The 15,732-nt window shown below is 49.4% G+C and carries 12 protein-coding genes and 4 tRNA genes; 2 read left to right on the plus strand and 14 right to left on the minus strand.

Annotation, left to right across the window (positions count from 1 at the left end; all coding sequences use genetic code 11):
• Position 1: 1 nt before the first annotated feature.
• From ccoG to HV832_RS02970, 11 genes are all read right to left on the minus strand, one after another.
• Positions 2-1,414, minus strand: coding sequence for a cytochrome c oxidase accessory protein CcoG (gene ccoG / locus HV832_RS02920; protein ID WP_176802023.1), 1,413 nt, complete (start codon positions 1,412-1,414; stop codon positions 2-4).
• A 74-nt stretch (positions 1,415-1,488) separates the two neighbouring features.
• On the minus strand, positions 1,489-2,496 hold the full coding sequence (ccoP, locus tag HV832_RS02925) for a cytochrome-c oxidase, cbb3-type subunit III (RefSeq protein WP_176802024.1): 1,008 nt from the start codon (positions 2,494-2,496) through the stop codon (positions 1,489-1,491).
• 2 nt (positions 2,497-2,498) lie between these two features.
• Positions 2,499-2,645: a cbb3-type cytochrome oxidase subunit 3 gene (locus tag HV832_RS02930; protein WP_176802025.1), complete on the minus strand. Its 147-nt coding sequence runs from the start codon at positions 2,643-2,645 to the stop codon at positions 2,499-2,501.
• A gap of 42 nt (positions 2,646-2,687) precedes the next feature.
• Complete coding sequence (ccoO, locus tag HV832_RS02935) at positions 2,688-3,305, minus strand: cytochrome-c oxidase, cbb3-type subunit II (protein WP_176802026.1); 618 nt, start codon at positions 3,303-3,305, stop codon at positions 2,688-2,690.
• 26 nt (positions 3,306-3,331) lie between these two features.
• Positions 3,332-4,771 (minus strand): cytochrome-c oxidase, cbb3-type subunit I, encoded by a 1,440-nt coding sequence (gene ccoN, locus HV832_RS02940; RefSeq protein WP_176802027.1) that lies wholly within the window; start codon positions 4,769-4,771, stop codon positions 3,332-3,334.
• Positions 4,772-4,967: 196 nt separating this feature from the next.
• Entirely contained in the window at positions 4,968-6,890 is a 1,923-nt protein-coding gene (locus HV832_RS02945) for a SurA N-terminal domain-containing protein (protein ID WP_176802028.1), read from the minus strand.
• Positions 6,891-6,983: 93 nt separating this feature from the next.
• Positions 6,984-7,060: transfer RNA gene (locus tag HV832_RS02950), tRNA-Asp, on the minus strand.
• A gap of 13 nt (positions 7,061-7,073) precedes the next feature.
• Positions 7,074-7,149: transfer RNA gene (locus HV832_RS02955), tRNA-Val, on the minus strand.
• Between the two features lie 113 nt (positions 7,150-7,262).
• Positions 7,263-7,338 (minus strand) — tRNA-Val (locus HV832_RS02960).
• A gap of 198 nt (positions 7,339-7,536) precedes the next feature.
• Positions 7,537-7,612, minus strand: a tRNA-Val gene (locus tag HV832_RS02965).
• 53 nt (positions 7,613-7,665) lie between these two features.
• Positions 7,666-7,938, minus strand: coding sequence for an HU family DNA-binding protein (locus HV832_RS02970; RefSeq protein WP_162018311.1), 273 nt, complete (start codon positions 7,936-7,938; stop codon positions 7,666-7,668).
• Positions 7,939-8,233: 295 nt separating this feature from the next.
• Between HV832_RS02970 and purT the strand changes: the two genes are divergently transcribed.
• Both purT and nadB read left to right on the plus strand, forming a co-directional pair.
• A complete protein-coding gene (gene purT / locus HV832_RS02975; protein WP_176802029.1) occupies positions 8,234-9,445 on the plus strand; it encodes a formate-dependent phosphoribosylglycinamide formyltransferase in 1,212 nt (403 codons plus the stop codon).
• A 102-nt stretch (positions 9,446-9,547) separates the two neighbouring features.
• The gene (nadB, locus tag HV832_RS02980) at positions 9,548-11,155 is read left to right on the plus strand and encodes an L-aspartate oxidase (RefSeq protein ID WP_176802030.1); all 1,608 of its coding nucleotides are present in this window, start codon (positions 9,548-9,550) and stop codon (positions 11,153-11,155) included.
• Positions 11,156-11,247: 92 nt separating this feature from the next.
• Here nadB and nadC read toward each other — a convergent pair whose 3' ends face one another.
• From nadC to HV832_RS02995, 3 genes are all read right to left on the minus strand, one after another.
• Complete coding sequence (gene nadC, locus HV832_RS02985) at positions 11,248-12,114, minus strand: carboxylating nicotinate-nucleotide diphosphorylase (RefSeq protein WP_176802031.1); 867 nt, start codon at positions 12,112-12,114, stop codon at positions 11,248-11,250.
• 113 nt (positions 12,115-12,227) lie between these two features.
• Positions 12,228-13,361 carry a quinolinate synthase NadA gene (gene nadA / locus HV832_RS02990; RefSeq protein ID WP_176802032.1) on the minus strand — a complete coding sequence of 378 codons (1,134 nt, stop codon included), beginning with the start codon at positions 13,359-13,361 and terminating at the stop codon, positions 12,228-12,230.
• Positions 13,362-13,596: 235 nt separating this feature from the next.
• Positions 13,597-15,651, minus strand: coding sequence for a M13 family metallopeptidase (locus tag HV832_RS02995; protein WP_176802033.1), 2,055 nt, complete (start codon positions 15,649-15,651; stop codon positions 13,597-13,599).
• Positions 15,652-15,732 lie beyond the last annotated feature (81 nt).

The following is a 15,732-nucleotide window of genomic DNA, read 5'->3' on the forward strand; positions in this document are numbered from 1 at the left end:
CTTATTTTGGGACAATAAATACGGCTTTTTCAGTCACGGTGACATCTGGTGCATCCACATCTTTAATCATAAAACGGATACGGTTTGATCCAGTTTGAAAAACATGGGCAGGCACTCTGACTCGCATAGGGAATGCTTTGGTTGTCGCAGATTTGACATCAATATCCATATTATTCAGGATCATTGCTCCCGGCGCACCGACAATCTCCACTTTATACCGTCGGGCAGATTCCTGAGTATTCATGACCTGCAAACGGTAAACGTTCTCTATGTCGCCATTCTCAGTAATCTTTGGCATACCCCGATCGCGAATCACATCCACCTTCAGTGGAACGTGATAAAACAAGGAAATCGCTGTCAACAGAATAATCAAGGCAAGGATGCCGCTGTAAATCAGAGTACGAAGACGGAATACCCTCGCCCACATTGCTTTCTGATCCATTTTCCGGGTTAATGCGTGATCAGTGGTATAGCGAATCAGACCGCGCTCATAACCCATCTTATCCATGACCTGATTGCAGCCATCAATACACAAGCCACACGCAATACAGTCGTATTGCAATCCATTACGGATATCAATCCCTGTCGGACAAACCTGTACACAAATACCACAATCCACACAGGAACCCAGCCCCTGGGCTTTATAGTCGACTTTCTTATTACGTGCACCGCGCGGATCACCACGTGCGGTGTCGTAGGTGACAATTAATGTATCCTTGTCAAACATCGCACTTTGGAAACGTGCATAAGGACACATATATTTGCAGACCTGTTCACGCATCCACCCTGCATTACCATAAGTCGCAAAACCGTAAAATAACAACCAGAAGGTTTCCCATGGTCCCAGAGTCCAGGATCCAACAGACACAGCAAGTTCACGAATAGGTGTGAAATATCCGACAAAAGTGAATCCGGTCCATAACGCGATTGCGAGCCAGATAAAATGCTTAATAAATTTCAGAGAAAATTTACGGGTCGTAAGTGGTCCGGAATCGAGTTTGATGCGCGCGTTACGATCTCCTTCGACCTTGCGTTCAACCCATAAAAAGATTTCTGTATATACTGTTTGCGGACATGCATACCCACAAAATAAACGTCCCGCCACCGCAGTAAACAGAAACAGCGATAAAGCAGAGATCACCAGCAAAACTGCAAGGTAAATAAAATCCTGAGGCCAGAAAACCAAACCAAAAATGTAAAATTTCCGGGCGACGAGATCAAATAATACGGCCTGCCTGTCATTCCAATTCAGCCAGGCTGCGCCATAAAAAAGAAATTGCGTAAAAGTGACCATTACCCAGCGCCAGGAAGCAAACCATCCGCGCTGTGTCCGAGGGTATATTTTTTTCCGCTCTTCAAACAAAGCCAGTTCAGTTTCTTCTATAGGCACTGGAGTAATGGGGATATACTTCATTTTTACATTATCTTTCTTCTGAACTGCTGAAATACTGCAACTTATTCAATACACTAGTACTTGTTGATACCTTTTTACTTCGCAGACGTTTCTACTGCCGGGACAACTGCGGAAGCAATCTGTTTAATCGCCTGCGTTTCAGCGTCAGATACCTTGCCTGCTTCAGCATTGTTCGACAAGCCCCAAACATACGCGGCTAACAAATGAATCTTACCCGGAGACAAAATATTTTTATGCGCCGGCATCTGATTATTACGTCCTTTGTTGATCGTTTCCATCACAGTATCAATACCGCCGCCATACAACCAGATTTTATCTGTCAGGTTAGGCGCGCCTATAGTTTGATTTCCCTTACCATCCGTACCGTGACAAGCAGCGCATGCAGCGAACTTTGGCTTCCCAATCGCAGCCTTAATCGGATCGTGCGCTGAATTGGACAAACTTAATACATAATTTGCCACGTTGCGCACATCATCATCCGTGCCAAGCGCAGCGCCCATAGGCGGCATCTGACCATGACGACCTTCGGTAATGGTCGTTTTAATGGTTTGCGGATCGCCACCATACAGCCAGTCATTATCTGTCAGATTAGGGTAACCCTTACCTCCCTGCGCATCTGAACCGTGACACTGGGCGCATGTATTTAAAAACAAACGCTGACCAATTTCACGTGCCTGGGGATCTTTGGCAACATCTTTAATGTCCATGGACAGATATTTATTAAAGATCGGTCCATACTGCGCCTCACCATCCTTCATTTCTTTTTCATAGGCGCCAATCTGACTCCAGCCAAATGTTCCCTGTCGCGTACCAAAACCTGGATATACCACCAGATAACCAATACTGAAGACAACTGTGAGATAAAACAACCATTGCCACCACTTTGGCAAAGGATTGTTTTGCTCCATCAGATTGCCATCCCATACATGGCCGGTAGTTTCTGCAGGTAAAGGCTTGCCATCTGCACCAACCTTCACCTTCACCTTAGACTGCGACCATAATAGAGCGACACAGAAAGCCATACTAATTGCTACGATGATAGCAATACCGATGCCCCACCACTCATTAAAAAAATCTGCCATGACTATTTTCCATTCTCATTATCGATTGGCAAGCGAGCCAGTTCTTCAAAGCGCTCCTTGTTACCGGAGCTGAATGCCCAGTAGACGATGCCCAGAAACACGAACAGACTGATCACCGTCACCACACTGCTCAGGATTGTGAAATTCATTTTTATCCTTTCAAAAAGTGACAATACAAGGAGGCACTTCTCTTAATTTTTATTTTTGATTGCAGTTCCCAGTACCTGCAAGTACGCAATCAGCGCATCCTGTTCGGTCTTGTTTTCCAATTCAGCAGGACCAGCCTTGATCTGTTCATCTGTGTAAGGAACACCCAGCGTTTTCATTGCATTGAGTTTAGGCACAATGCTCGCAGGATCAAGCGGTGTCTTGGCCAGCCAAGGATAAGCAGGCATGTTCGACTCCACCACGACAGAGCGGGGATCATTCAGGTGGTCACGATGCCAGTTATCGCTGTAACGGCCACCAACACGCGCCAGATCAGGACCAGTGCGCTTACTGCCCCACTGGAACGGATGGTCATAAACCGATTCACCGGCAACCGAATAGTGACCATAACGCTCTGTTTCTGCACGGAAGGGACGAATCATCTGAGAATGGCAGCCATAGCAACCTTCCCTCAGATAGATATCGCGCCCGGCCAATTGCAAAGGTGTATATGGCTGCATACCCTGAACCGGCTGTGTCGTCGATTTCTGGAAAAACAGCGGAACAATTTCTACGAGACCGCCAACACTGATTGTCAGAATAACGAGCACCAGCAACAACCCAACATTCCGCTCAATCAGATCATGAGTAAAATTACGCATCAAATTTCTCCTTTTGCCTTACCTGATTATGCATGCGCAGAAGTTGTGGACAGTGCTGGAATGGCATTATTCACAGGTTTCGCAGCCAACAAAGTTTTCGCTACGTTATAGGCCATGATAATCATGCCAGTCAGATACATAACGCCACCAGTCATACGAATAACATAGTATGGGAATGTCGCCTTAACAGACTCAACGAAGGTATAAGTCAAAGTACCGTCTTCATTGACTGCACGCCACATCAGACCCTGCATCACACCGGCAATCCACATAGAGGCGATATAAAGAACCACACCGATTGTAGCGACCCAGAAGTGAACCTCAATCAGGCGTTTGCTATACATCTGTGTCTGACCAAACAGACGTGGGATCAGGTAATACAAGCTGCCGATAGTGATAAATCCAACCCAGCCCAAAGCACCTGAGTGAACGTGACCGATTGTCCAGTCCGTGTAATGCGACAAGGCATTCACTGTCTTGATCGCCATCATCGGGCCTTCAAATGTCGACATACCGTAGAAAGACAGGGAAACAATCAGGAAACGCAGGATAGGGTCCGAGCGCAATTTGCTCCAGGCACCAGACAAAGTCATGATCCCGTTCACCATCCCGCCCCAGGAAGGTGCCAGCAAAATCAGGGAAAACAACATGCCGATAGACTGCGCCCAATCAGGCAATGCGGTGTAATGCAAATGATGAGGACCCGCCCACATGTAAGTGAAGATCAGCGCCCAGAAGTGAACAATAGACAAACGATAGGAGTACACAGGTCGCTCAATCTGCTTCGGGATAAAGTAATACATCATCCCCAGGAAGCCGGCTGTCAGGAAAAAGCCTACCGCGTTATGACCATACCACCATTGAACCATCGCGTCTTGCACACCCGAATAGGCAGAATAAGACTTCATGAAAGACACTGGTAACGCAGCGCTGTTCACGATATGCAAGACCGCAACAGCAATAATGAACGCTCCGTAAAACCAGTTGGCCACGTAAATGTGTTCAACCTTGCGTTTGGCCAGTGTGCCGAAGAATACGATTGCATAAGCAACCCAGACAACAGCAATCAACAAATCAATGGGCCATTCCAATTCAGCATACTCTTTACCCTGGGTGTAGCCTAATGGCAGAGAAATGGCGGCGGCAACGATAACCAACTGCCAGCCCCAAAAAGTGAATTCAGCCAATCCATCAGAAAACAAACGCACATTAGACGTGCGCTGGACCACATAATAAGACGTCGCCATCAGTGCACAACCGCCAAATGCAAAAATCACAGCGTTGGTGTGCAACGGACGCAAACGTCCATAACTAAGCCACGGGATTCCAGTTAAAAATTCCGGCCAGGCCAGTTGGGTTGCAATCACCACGCCTACCAGCATGCCGACTATTCCCCAAACCACAGCCATGACAGAAAATTGGCGCACAACCCTATAGTTGTATGAGTTTTCTTTAGTTATCGTCATGATCTCACTCTGTTGTAAAAATACACTGAAAGAATAACAACCGCACTGCACAACTACATTGATACACATCAAATATTGCCGGAATCCAGTCGTACTAAGCACGATTGACAACAATTGCAAGAATAGCTCTGATTAACTGTTTCCGCAAAAAGAAACGGCACCTGAGGTGCCGTTTCTTTAAGAACTCATGAATGACTTATTGCTGTGCCTGCGATACAGCGGTCAACGCCGCTTTATTGACAGATGTTTTTGCCTTTCTCTTCAATAATTCAAGGTAGGCCAACAGATCTTCCTGAGACTGCAGATTAGTGATCTGCTCTTTTTCAGACTGCCTTCTTGCCTTATCCGGCGTACCTGCATTTACTTTTGCGATACGGTAAATGGCGTATCCGGCAGCACCCGATGAAACACCGACGAAAGCAGGTAATTTTTGGGTATCTGCTTTCATAATTTGGGCTACAGCCTGTGCCGGGATGTCCTGTGTTTTGGAACGGGATACCAACTTAGGCTCGGCAAATCCAGAAACCGAATCTGCGGCTTTCAGAGCAGCCAATTTGGCAGCGCCTTCCTTCTCAGCTATCGCCTGCGCCTCTGCCTGAGTGACACGCGCTACAATAGCTGCACGTACATCATCCAGAGGCCGCTTGCTAGCCGCCTTATAGTCAAGAATACGCGCAGAAATCAATGTATTCGGTGCTACCTCGATCGCTTCCGTATTATGCTTTTTCTTTATCGCATCATCTGAAAAGAGTGCCTTCAACAGTTTTGTATTATTAACCGGTGCCGCAGGAGGCAAACCTGAACTCCCCTGGCGGGTCAGGCCATCCACCACCTCAATTTTCAGCTTCAGCTTATCGGCAACCGCCTTCAGGCTATCGGATTGTTCGTATACTGTATTACCAAAAGTCTCCGCAGCTTCTGCATATGCCTTTGCAGCCTTTTGTTTTTTAATGTCAGCAGCAATCTGTCCCTTCACTTCCTCCAAAGGCTTAACACTGGCCGCCCTGATATCCGTTACCTGGATAATGTGATATCCGAAATCGGATTGCACAACGTCACTGATTTCGCCCTTCTGAAGTTTATATGCGACATCCTCAAATGGCTTCACCATCGCACCCTTGCCAAAGAAATCGAGATCACCGCCACGCTCCGCGGAACCAGGATCTTGCGAGTTTTCTTTAGCCAGCTTAGCAAATGAAGAAGGGTTTTTACGCACCTCAGTTAACAGCGACTCCGCTTTCGCTTTAGCTTTCGCCTTGTCCGCATCACTCGCATCTTTCTTCACCGCGATCAGGATATGACTGGCGCGACGCTGCTCATCAACGCTGTAGCTCTTACTGTTATTTTTATAGAATTCAGCAATCTCTGAATCACTGGCGCTCAACTGCGCCAACAGCGCATCCTGGTTCAGAACTACATATTCAGCCTTCACTGTCTCCGGAATTTCAAACTGTGCCGCATTTTTTTCATAATACGACTTGATCATCTCATCCGTTACCTTAACCTGGGCAGTGAAGTCTGCAGGCTTGAATGTCAGGGCCTGAATTTCACGCTCCTGCTCGCCAATCATAGCTACCCGTTCAGCGACAGTTTCAGGAATGAAGCCTGTATTCTGAATAGCACCAGTCAACTGCTCAACCGACAGATCCTGGCGCAAACGTTGGTCGAAGATTGCCTGATTCATTCCTTGCGAAGCCAGATAATTCAGATATTTTTCTTTATCAAAACCTCCATCTGCCTTCAACAAGCCCGGAATAGACAAAATCTGTTTCTGCAACATCTGATCACTGATGGCAATTTTGCTTGCTCTAATTTCCGCACTGACAGCCTTACGGGCAACCAGTTCATCCAGCACGCCCTGCCGTACTTCAGGCGTATTCATCATTTTCGGATCAAATTGCGGACCATACGATTGACGGAAACGCTCCAACTGATCGCGCAGCGCAGCATCCAGCTCCTGCTGGCTGATGGATTGCCCGGCTACAGTTGCCACAGTTGACCCGGAAGCCGCCTGAGATCTGGTGTAACTCTCAATACCAAAAAATGCAAACGAAGGGAAAATAATCAGCAGCAATAAAAACTGCATCAATCGCTGATGGGTACGAATATATTCAAACATGTTCAACCGATCGTATGACTAAGGAATCACAAAATTTTGCATAAAACTGCAAATACAAAAAAAGGCGAACTTTCGTTCGCCTTCTCGATTTTCTGGCGGAGCGGACGGGGCTCGAACCCGCGACCCCCGGCGTGACAGGCCGGTATTCTAACCAACTGAACTACCACTCCTTTTTATAAACTCTGGTGGGCGCTGAGAGGCTCGAACTCCCGACCTAAGCCTTGTAAGGGCTCCGCTCTACCAACTGAGCTAAGCGCCCGCACCTTTATTTATTGCATCGCACACCGAAACAGCCGTGTGCGAGAAAGAGCATTAGTTTACAGCATCTTTCAACGCTNGAAACTACTTAACCTGTGCTGCTCTGTTTATCTGTGGTGGGTGCTGAGAGGCTCGAACTCCCGACCTACGCCTTGTAAGGGCGCCGCTCTACCAACTGAGCTAAGCACCCATAATTTTGCTTAGTCAGATAAACATTTAACGCTGTGTCACCAACGTCAACAGAAGCAATATTATAGTTTAACTTCTGATTTTTGTCTAGTCTTTCAATGAGTTTTTCCGCTTAATTTCTGCGAAAACGTCTTTAAAAAACAAGTACTCTCACTAAAAGCAAAACCCCCCGCTACGTCAGTAACNTTTTTATAAACTCTGGTGGGCGCTGAGAGGCTCGAACTCCCGACCTAAGCCTTGTAAGGGCTCCGCTCTACCAACTGAGCTAAGCGCCCGCACCTTTATTTATTGCATCGCACACCGAAACAGCCGTGTGCGAGAAAGAGCATTAGTTTACAGCATCTTTCAACGCTTTGCCAGGTTTAAATTTTGGAACCTTGGCAGATTTGATTTTAATCGCTTCACCTGTGCGTGGATTACGGCCTGTTCTGGCTGCACGTTTACCAACGGAGAAAGTGCCGAAACCAACCAGAGTTACTGTACCGTTTTTCTTCAATGTTGTTTTTACCGCACCGATCAGCGCATCCAGGGCGCGGGACGAAGCCGCTTTAGAAATATCCGCTGTTTTCGCAATATGATCGATCAACTCAGTTTTATTCACTTAAAGCCCCCTCACAAAAATTTGAATTTCGCGACGATGTATTCGATTATCTTCTCAGTCGTCCATCTATCACGGCAAGCAGGAAGTCTGCGTCCTGTATTAAAACAAGCGGCAAAGCCTTGTGTCAAGCGGTTTCCATGGAATCCCTGCATTCCTAAAGCTTAATTTTAACTTTCCTCAGTATAATTTCAGTTTTACACTGAATTCCTAGCCATTCCTTATCCAGGTATCCGTCTGAAATCGGGAAAAATAAAACCGGCAGACATCAGAATCACACCATAAAATCATTAATCTCATGAAATCTCTTGAGCCTATCGGCACCCCACTCTCCCCATCCGCAACCAAAGTAATGCTGCTCGGCTCTGGCGAATTGGGAAAAGAAGTCATTATTTCATTACAGCGTCTGGGTATAGAAGTTATTGCCGTGGATCGCTATCCCAACGCGCCCGGCCATCAGGTAGCTCATCACTCCCATGTCATTGACATGACCGATGGCATAGCACTGGCAGCACTGATCGAAAAAGAACGGCCAGATCTGATTGTTCCGGAAATTGAGGCAATCGCGACGCCCACACTGGTTGAACTGGAAAATGTAGGAAAAGTACGTGTCATTCCAACTGCGCGTGCCGCATGGCTGACCATGAACCGCGAAGGCATTCGTCGCCTCGCCGCCGAAACGCTGAATCTACCTACTTCCCCCTATCGCTTTGCCGACAATCTGGATGAATTACGTAAAGCATGCGATGAAATCGGTTTTCCCTGCATCGTCAAACCAGTGATGTCTTCTTCAGGCAAGGGACAATCAAAACTGAACAGCATTGCCGATGTGGCGCATGCCTGGGAGTACGCGGCAGCAGGCGGGCGCGTGAATGCCGGACGGGTGATCGTGGAAGGAATGATTGATTTCGACTATGAGATTACACAATTAACCGTGCGCGCACTGGATGCCAGCGGACAAATCGCCACGCATTTCTGCGCCCCTATCGGCCACGTACAGGTACAAGGAGACTACGTAGAATCCTGGCAACCCCAGGCAATGCCCCCTGTCGCACTGGAACGTGCACGTGAGATTGCGCAGAAAATTACAGACGACCTCGGTGGGCTCGGCCTGTTCGGGGTGGAGTTATTTGTCAAAGGCGACATGGTGTGGTTTTCCGAAGTCAGCCCGCGTCCACACGATACCGGCATGGTTACCATGTCCAGCCAGATTCAAAACGAATTTGAGTTGCATGCCAAGGCCATCCTGGGCCTGCCGGTCGATGTCTCCCTGCGGACACCGGCAGCATCTGCTGTGATTTACGGTCAGCATGAGGCAAAGGCGATTGGATTTGAGGGCGTCGCAGCAGCGCTGCAGGTACCGGGAACGGATATCCGTTTATTCGGAAAGCCGGAATCTTTTGCGCGCCGGCGCATGGGGGTAGCACTAGCCTCGGCTGCTGACACGGATACAGCGCGCCGTCTGGCCAAAGAAGCCGCAGGCAAAGTCAGGCCTGTCGTAATAAAATAAAACATTTCAACAAACGATTTCCTGTCAGTCTGATGTCGCCTCAATACAGTCGACAGGTCGGAAATTAAATAGCAAGACAGAACGTTTTTATAAAGTCCACCTATGAAGAATTTTGATGTAGTCATCGTTGGCAGTGGCCTGGCCGGCTTATCTGTTGCCCTGCATCTGGCGCAAACCCGTCAGGTTGCCATTATCTCGAAACGTGAGCTGCTGGATGGCGCCAGTAACTGGGCCCAGGGAGGCATTGCTGCCGTACTCGATTCGCACGACAGCCACGATCAGCACATTGCAGATACATTGATTGCCGGGGGTGGGCTGTGCGATGAAGGTGCTACCCGCTATATTATTGAACATGGTCGTGAAGCGATTGACTGGCTGATTGAGCAGGGCGTTCCTTTCACCAAAGACGAAGAAGCAGAACTCGGTTTTCATCTGACCCGTGAAGGCGGACATAGCCAACGCAGAATTATCCACGCTGCCGATGCCACAGGACATGCAGTGCAGATCACACTGGAACAAAAAGTCCGCAATCATCCGAATATCGCCCTGTTCGAACATCACTATGCAATCGATGTAATCACTTCTGCCAGACTCGGCGACCATTCTCCGACACCTCGCTGTCTCGGTCTGTACGTACAGGATGTCCGTACTGGCAAGGTTGACACCTTTGCCGCACAACACACGGTCATGGCAACGGGTGGTGCAGGCAAGGTCTATCTTTACACCACCAACCCTGACACAGCGACCGGTGACGGCATTGCTATGGCATGGCGGGCAGGCTGCCGCGTCGGCAACATGGAGTTTATTCAGTTCCATCCAACCTGCCTCTATCATCCGTTCGCCAAGTCATTCCTGATTACTGAGGCAGTACGCGGTGAAGGCGGCGTCCTCAAATTACCGGCAGAAGCAGGAACCTCTGCCGGTAAACGATTCATGACGGAGCATGACGAGCGCGCCGAACTGGCACCGCGTGACGTCGTGGCACGCGCCATTGACTTTGAGATGAAAAAACGCGGTCTTGATTATGTTGAGCTCGACATTACGCACCAATCACCGGAGTTTTTGAAAGAACACTTTCCGACTATTTACGCGCGCTGCCTGGAGCTGGGGATCGATATCACCAAGCAGGCCATTCCCGTTGTTCCAGCCGTCCATTTCACCTGTGGCGGCATCGTCACCGATACGGATGGCAGAACAGACCTGCCCGGACTCTATGCCGTGGGAGAAACAGCCTACACCGGGTTGCATGGCGCTAATCGTCTTGCCAGCAACTCCTTACTGGAATGCCTCGTTATCGGACGTGCAGCAGCAAAACATATTGAGTCACAGGACCGGATCAATCCAATCGCCCTGCCCGACTGGGATGAAAGCCGTGTTTCCGACGCCGACGAAGAGGTTGTGATCGCCCACAACTGGGATGAATTACGACGCTTTATGTGGAATTACGTCGGTATTGTACGCACTACCAAACGCCTGGAGCGCGCCAAACACCGCATCCGCCTGCTGAAAGAAGAAATTGACGAATACTACGCCAACTTCCGGATTTCCAATCATTTGCTGGAATTGCGCAATCTGGTGGAAGTCGCTTCGCTGATCATCAACAGCGCACTGGCTCGGCGCGAAAGCCGCGGATTACATTTCAGCCGGGATTATCCGGACACCTTGCCCAAAGCACTGCCAACCGTACTGACGCCCAAGCGGAAAAAATAAATTCTGCTGGCAAATAATAGAAAGGGCTTCCGCTTGGAAGCCCTTTTATTTCAGTGCCCGGGAAAATGCCCCCCGCCTTCCGCGAACTCATTTCAGATAACGCGCAGAGAATAATCTGTCGCCTTAATGTCTTTCGTCAGACTTCCGATAGAGATGCGGTCAACACCGGTTTCAGCAATCGCCCTGACTGAACTCCGGTCAACACCACCCGAAGCTTCCAGCACAGCACGTCCGGCATTGATTTCAACCGCTGCACACATCATCGACGTACTGAAATTATCGAGCAAAATCGACTTTGCTCCAGCCTCTAACGCCGCTTGCAGCTCGGCAATCGATTCAACTTCAATCTGTATGCTGACACCTGCATGCAGATTGAGTGCCTGCTGCATCGCTGGCGCAATTCCTCCGGCTGCCGCAATATGATTTTCCTTGATCAGGATTCCATCGTACAAAGCGAGACGCTGGTTTTTGCCACCGCCGACGCGGACTGCGTATTTTTGCGCGAGACGCAGACCGGGCAAGGTTTTCCGGGTGTCGAGTATCGCTGCACGGGTACCAGCAATCATCTTCACATATTGATGCGTAGCTGTCGCTACCGCTGACAATAACTGCAGAAAGTTCAATGCCGAACGTTCTGCAGTCAGCAAGGCCCGTGCCGGCGCTTCAATTTTACAGACGACCGAATTCGCACGCATGCCATCACCTTCAGCATACTGCCATTCAATGCGAATATTGGCGTCACAGGCTGCCATGATTGCATCAAACCAGGGAGCGCCGCACAGTACAGCATCCTCGCGAACGATGACTTGTGCATGAACCCGCTCATCGGCCGGAACCAGCAAGCCCGTCAGATCGGCGTTGCCGACATCTTCGGTCAGTGCATCGCGGATATTGCGCTCGAATGCGCTTTGCAGATCCGCGTCAAAAGGGAAATGTTGATTAATTAAATTACTGGACATGATGGTAAAAGTTGAATTCTGAATTTTCTGCGCGGTAACCGGAAACAGAGTTGCACACCATGTTCCGCGAACTCATGCAACCGCTACGCAGGCGTATGGCTGTGCAGCTCTGATCATGCCGGGCCAATACCTGCAAACAGCTTTCCTTCTTTGGCAAGGTCAGCAGATGGCCGTACATTGGCTTTTTTGGCAGCGGCAAAATCGAGCATACGATCAATACACAATTTTGCTTTTTCAGCGGTGGCGCGCTCTACATGAATTTCATTGTCACCGCTTTCCAGCACATGCAACAGATTACGCAGGCCGTTCATTGCCATCCATGGGCAGTGCGCGCAACTCTTACAAGTGGCGCTGTTACCGGCGGTCGGTGCGACGATAAAGCGTTTTCCCGGTGCAGCCAGCTGCATTTTGTGCAGAATGCCATTGTCGGTGGCAACAATAAATTCCTCGGCATCCATTGTCTGCGCCGCATGAATCATTTGCGAAGTCGAACCGACCACATCGGCCTGCGCAACCACAGCCGCAGGCGATTCCGGATGCACCAGCACTTTTGCGTGCGGATGTTCGGCTTTCAGCAGATCAAGCTCGATCCCCTTGAATTCATCATGCACCAAGCAGGAACCCTGCCACAGCAGCATATCGGCACCCGTTTTCTGCTGAATGTAGCTGCCCAGATGTTTATCCGGCGCCCACAAAATTTTCTTGCCCTGCGCATGCAGATGCGCAACGATGTCCAGACCAATACTGGAAGTCACCATCCAGTCAGCGCGCGCCTTCACAGCAGCGCTGGTATTGGCGTACACGACTACGGTGCGGTCTGGATGCGCATCGCAAAATGCGGTAAATTCATCCGCTGGACAGCCCAGATCGAGTGAGCAGGTTGCGTCCAGATCCGGCATCAGGATGGTTTTTTCGGGGCTCAGAATTTTAGCGGTTTCCCCCATGAATTTTACACCGGCGACGACCAGGGTTTGCGCCGGATGATCGCGACCGAAACGCGCCATTTCGAGCGAATCGGAAACACAGCCACCGGTTTCTTCAGCCAGATCCTGCAATTCGGCATCGACATAATAATGAGCGACCAGCACTGCCTGCTTTTCTTTCAGCAACTGACGGATACGCGCTTTCAATGCCAGCTTTTCTGCCGCATCCGGCACATCCGGTACCCGCGCCCAGGCATTGGCCACACAACTGCTTCCGATATCCATTTGCGGACGTTCAAATTCAATGACTTTTGTCGTTTCCATATTTTTTCACACCGACCGGGTAAAACTCAACAATCAGAAATCTGAAACCTGTTTTACTCAAAACATACTGGAGGGGAGTATAAAAAACAGCCCACAATTTAGCTCGGCATCAGAGCATTTTTGAAGGATACTCTCCATTTTCCTCAATAATGCAGACAAACGATCCATCAAACCGCGCGCTGCCGCACCATTGCATCTCAAGCGACAGTATACCCCATACGTTATGAGCAGACAGTTACCAGATATTGACCCGTTTCCCTTCTGGTCGCAATGGTGAACGGCCTCCCTGACACTGAAACGCTTCTGAAAATTCGGGCATATTCGCAATCGGGGCAATCACCCGGAATTTATCCGGTGCGTGAGGATCGGTTGCCAACGTCAGACGCAGCATTTCATCTCTGATCGTGCTGCGAAAACTCTGGGCGTTCGCCACAAAAAAACGCTGCTCAGGCGTCAGCCCATCGATCAGCGCAGGTTGTGGCCGGGTCAGCAAGGATTGGCGTAAAGCCTGTAGCGCAATTTTCATCCCGCCAAGATCAGCAATATTTTCACCTGCCGTCAGTTTTCCATTGATATGCAGATCGTCAATCGGATTAAATTCGTTGAATTGCTTCTCTATCGCCTTTGCACGGCGTATAAATTTCTTTTCGTCTGCTTTTTCCCACCAGCTTTTCAGGTTACCTTCAGCATCAAACTGTCGCCCCTGATCGTCAAACGCATGCGTCAGTTCATGCCCTATGGTGGCGCCAGTATTGCCATAATTTGCGGCCGCATCCGCTTTCACATGATATAAAGGCGGCTGCAAAATACCGGCGGGAAAAACCATTTCATTCATGGTCGGGTTGTAATAGGCATTCACGGTTTGCGGAGTCATTCCCCATTCATTACGATCAATCGGTTTGCCGAGACGCCCCAGTATCCGCTTAAACTCAAAAGCGGATGCCCTCGCCACGTTATCCGCATAAGAACCCGCTTCAATTTGCAGACCCGAATAATCACGCCAGCTATCCGGATAACCGATTTTTACTGCCAGTGAATCAAGTTTTTTGTACGCCTGTTGTCTGGTGGGCTCAGACATCCACTCAAGACGTCCGATACTGTCGCGCATGGCTGCCTTGATATGATTCACCATATCGAGAACCTCGGCTTTTGCTTCAGGACCGAAGAAACGTGCCACATACAATTCACCCAATGCCTCGCCAGCTTCGGCATCGATCACAGCCAGCACCCGTTTCCAGCGCGGCTTCAGTTCTTTGGTACCGGCCAGAGTTTTCCCGTAAAAATCAAAATTAGCCTCAACAAACGGATCACTGAGAAAATCGGCGCGACTATTCAATACTTCCCAGCGCAAATAAACCTGCCATTGCGCCAGCGGGATCTGGTCAAGCATACGATCTATTTCAGCCATAAACCGGGGATGGGCAATGTTGATTGCTCCGGGTACATTCAAGCCAATTTCATTGAAATAAGCCTGCCATGGCGTACCACGTCCAATCTTCTGCAACCCCGCAAGATCCGACAAATGATAACTGGCCTGAGGATCACGCAACTCCACCCTGGTCAGCGACACCCTGGCGAGCCGGGTTTCCAGCGCCAGTATTTGTCCCGCAATTTGTCGCGCCGCTTCCGGCGTTTCACCTAGCAACCCAAACATCCGGGTGATATGTGCCAGATACTGTTGGCGGATTTCCCGGGTTTTCAAGTCGTTTTTCAGATAATAATCACGGTCGGGCAGTCCCAACCCACCCTGCAGCATTTGCGGTATATATCTCGTCGCATTTTTCGCATCCTGATCCACACTGAATCCAAACAGGGGCATGATGCCCTGACGGTGCAGGCTTCCTATCACGCGCATCAGCTGACGTTTATCCTGTATCGTTCTGATCTGAGCAAATTCAGGCTCCAGCGGCGTTGCTCCTGCTTTTTCAATCTGCACCTCATTCATTCCACTCGCATAGAACGCGCCTACCAGCCGGGCTGCTGGTACGCCTGCCTCTCCTGCGGCGGCTGTTTCTGCAATTTGTCGCAAGGCGCTTAAGTTGCGCTCAGTGACTTCGTCATAGGCGCTATAGCGGGAACGGTCAGCAGGAATCGGATTATTTTTCAACCAGAGTCCATTAGCATAGTCAAAAAAATCCGTACATGGATCTGCTTTCAGATTCATGGTTGAAGCTTCCAGCACCCATGCATTGGATGTGCTGGTCTGTGCATGAGCCAAATCAGTGTTTGCGGTACAGGTTGCGGCAATCAGGGCTGTCAATGCGCGGCGCTTTATGTCAATGCTGTTCATGATCACTTTCTGTCTTGATCCGGATTTGCGCAAGATCGCTCCGGCAGACACGGCACCCGGCATATTCAGCGGCGGTGACAA

Origin of the sequence: Cognatundibacterium oligocarboniphilum, assembly GCF_013377855.1 — a bacterium.
Taxonomy (GTDB): Bacteria; Pseudomonadota; Gammaproteobacteria; order Burkholderiales; family Burkholderiaceae_D; genus Undibacterium; species Undibacterium oligocarboniphilum.

Coding starts and splice junctions, on each gene's coding strand:
- ccoG (WP_176802023.1), bottom strand. CDS start 1,414: ATGAAGTATATCCCCATTACTCCAGTGCCTATAGAAGAAACTGAACTG.
- ccoP (WP_176802024.1), bottom strand. CDS start 2,496: ATGGCAGATTTTTTTAATGAGTGGTGGGGCATCGGTATTGCTATCATC.
- HV832_RS02930 (WP_176802025.1), bottom strand. CDS start 2,645: ATGAATTTCACAATCCTGAGCAGTGTGGTGACGGTGATCAGTCTGTTC.
- ccoO (WP_176802026.1), bottom strand. CDS start 3,305: ATGCGTAATTTTACTCATGATCTGATTGAGCGGAATGTTGGGTTGTTG.
- ccoN (WP_176802027.1), bottom strand. CDS start 4,771: ATGACGATAACTAAAGAAAACTCATACAACTATAGGGTTGTGCGCCAA.
- HV832_RS02945 (WP_176802028.1), bottom strand. CDS start 6,890: ATGTTTGAATATATTCGTACCCATCAGCGATTGATGCAGTTTTTATTG.
- purT (WP_176802029.1), top strand. CDS start 8,234: ATGAAATCTCTTGAGCCTATCGGCACCCCACTCTCCCCATCCGCAACC.
- nadB (WP_176802030.1), top strand. CDS start 9,548: ATGAAGAATTTTGATGTAGTCATCGTTGGCAGTGGCCTGGCCGGCTTA.
- nadC (WP_176802031.1), bottom strand. CDS start 12,114: ATGTCCAGTAATTTAATTAATCAACATTTCCCTTTTGACGCGGATCTG.
- nadA (WP_176802032.1), bottom strand. CDS start 13,361: ATGGAAACGACAAAAGTCATTGAATTTGAACGTCCGCAAATGGATATC.
- HV832_RS02995 (WP_176802033.1), bottom strand. CDS start 15,651: ATGAACAGCATTGACATAAAGCGCCGCGCATTGACAGCCCTGATTGCC.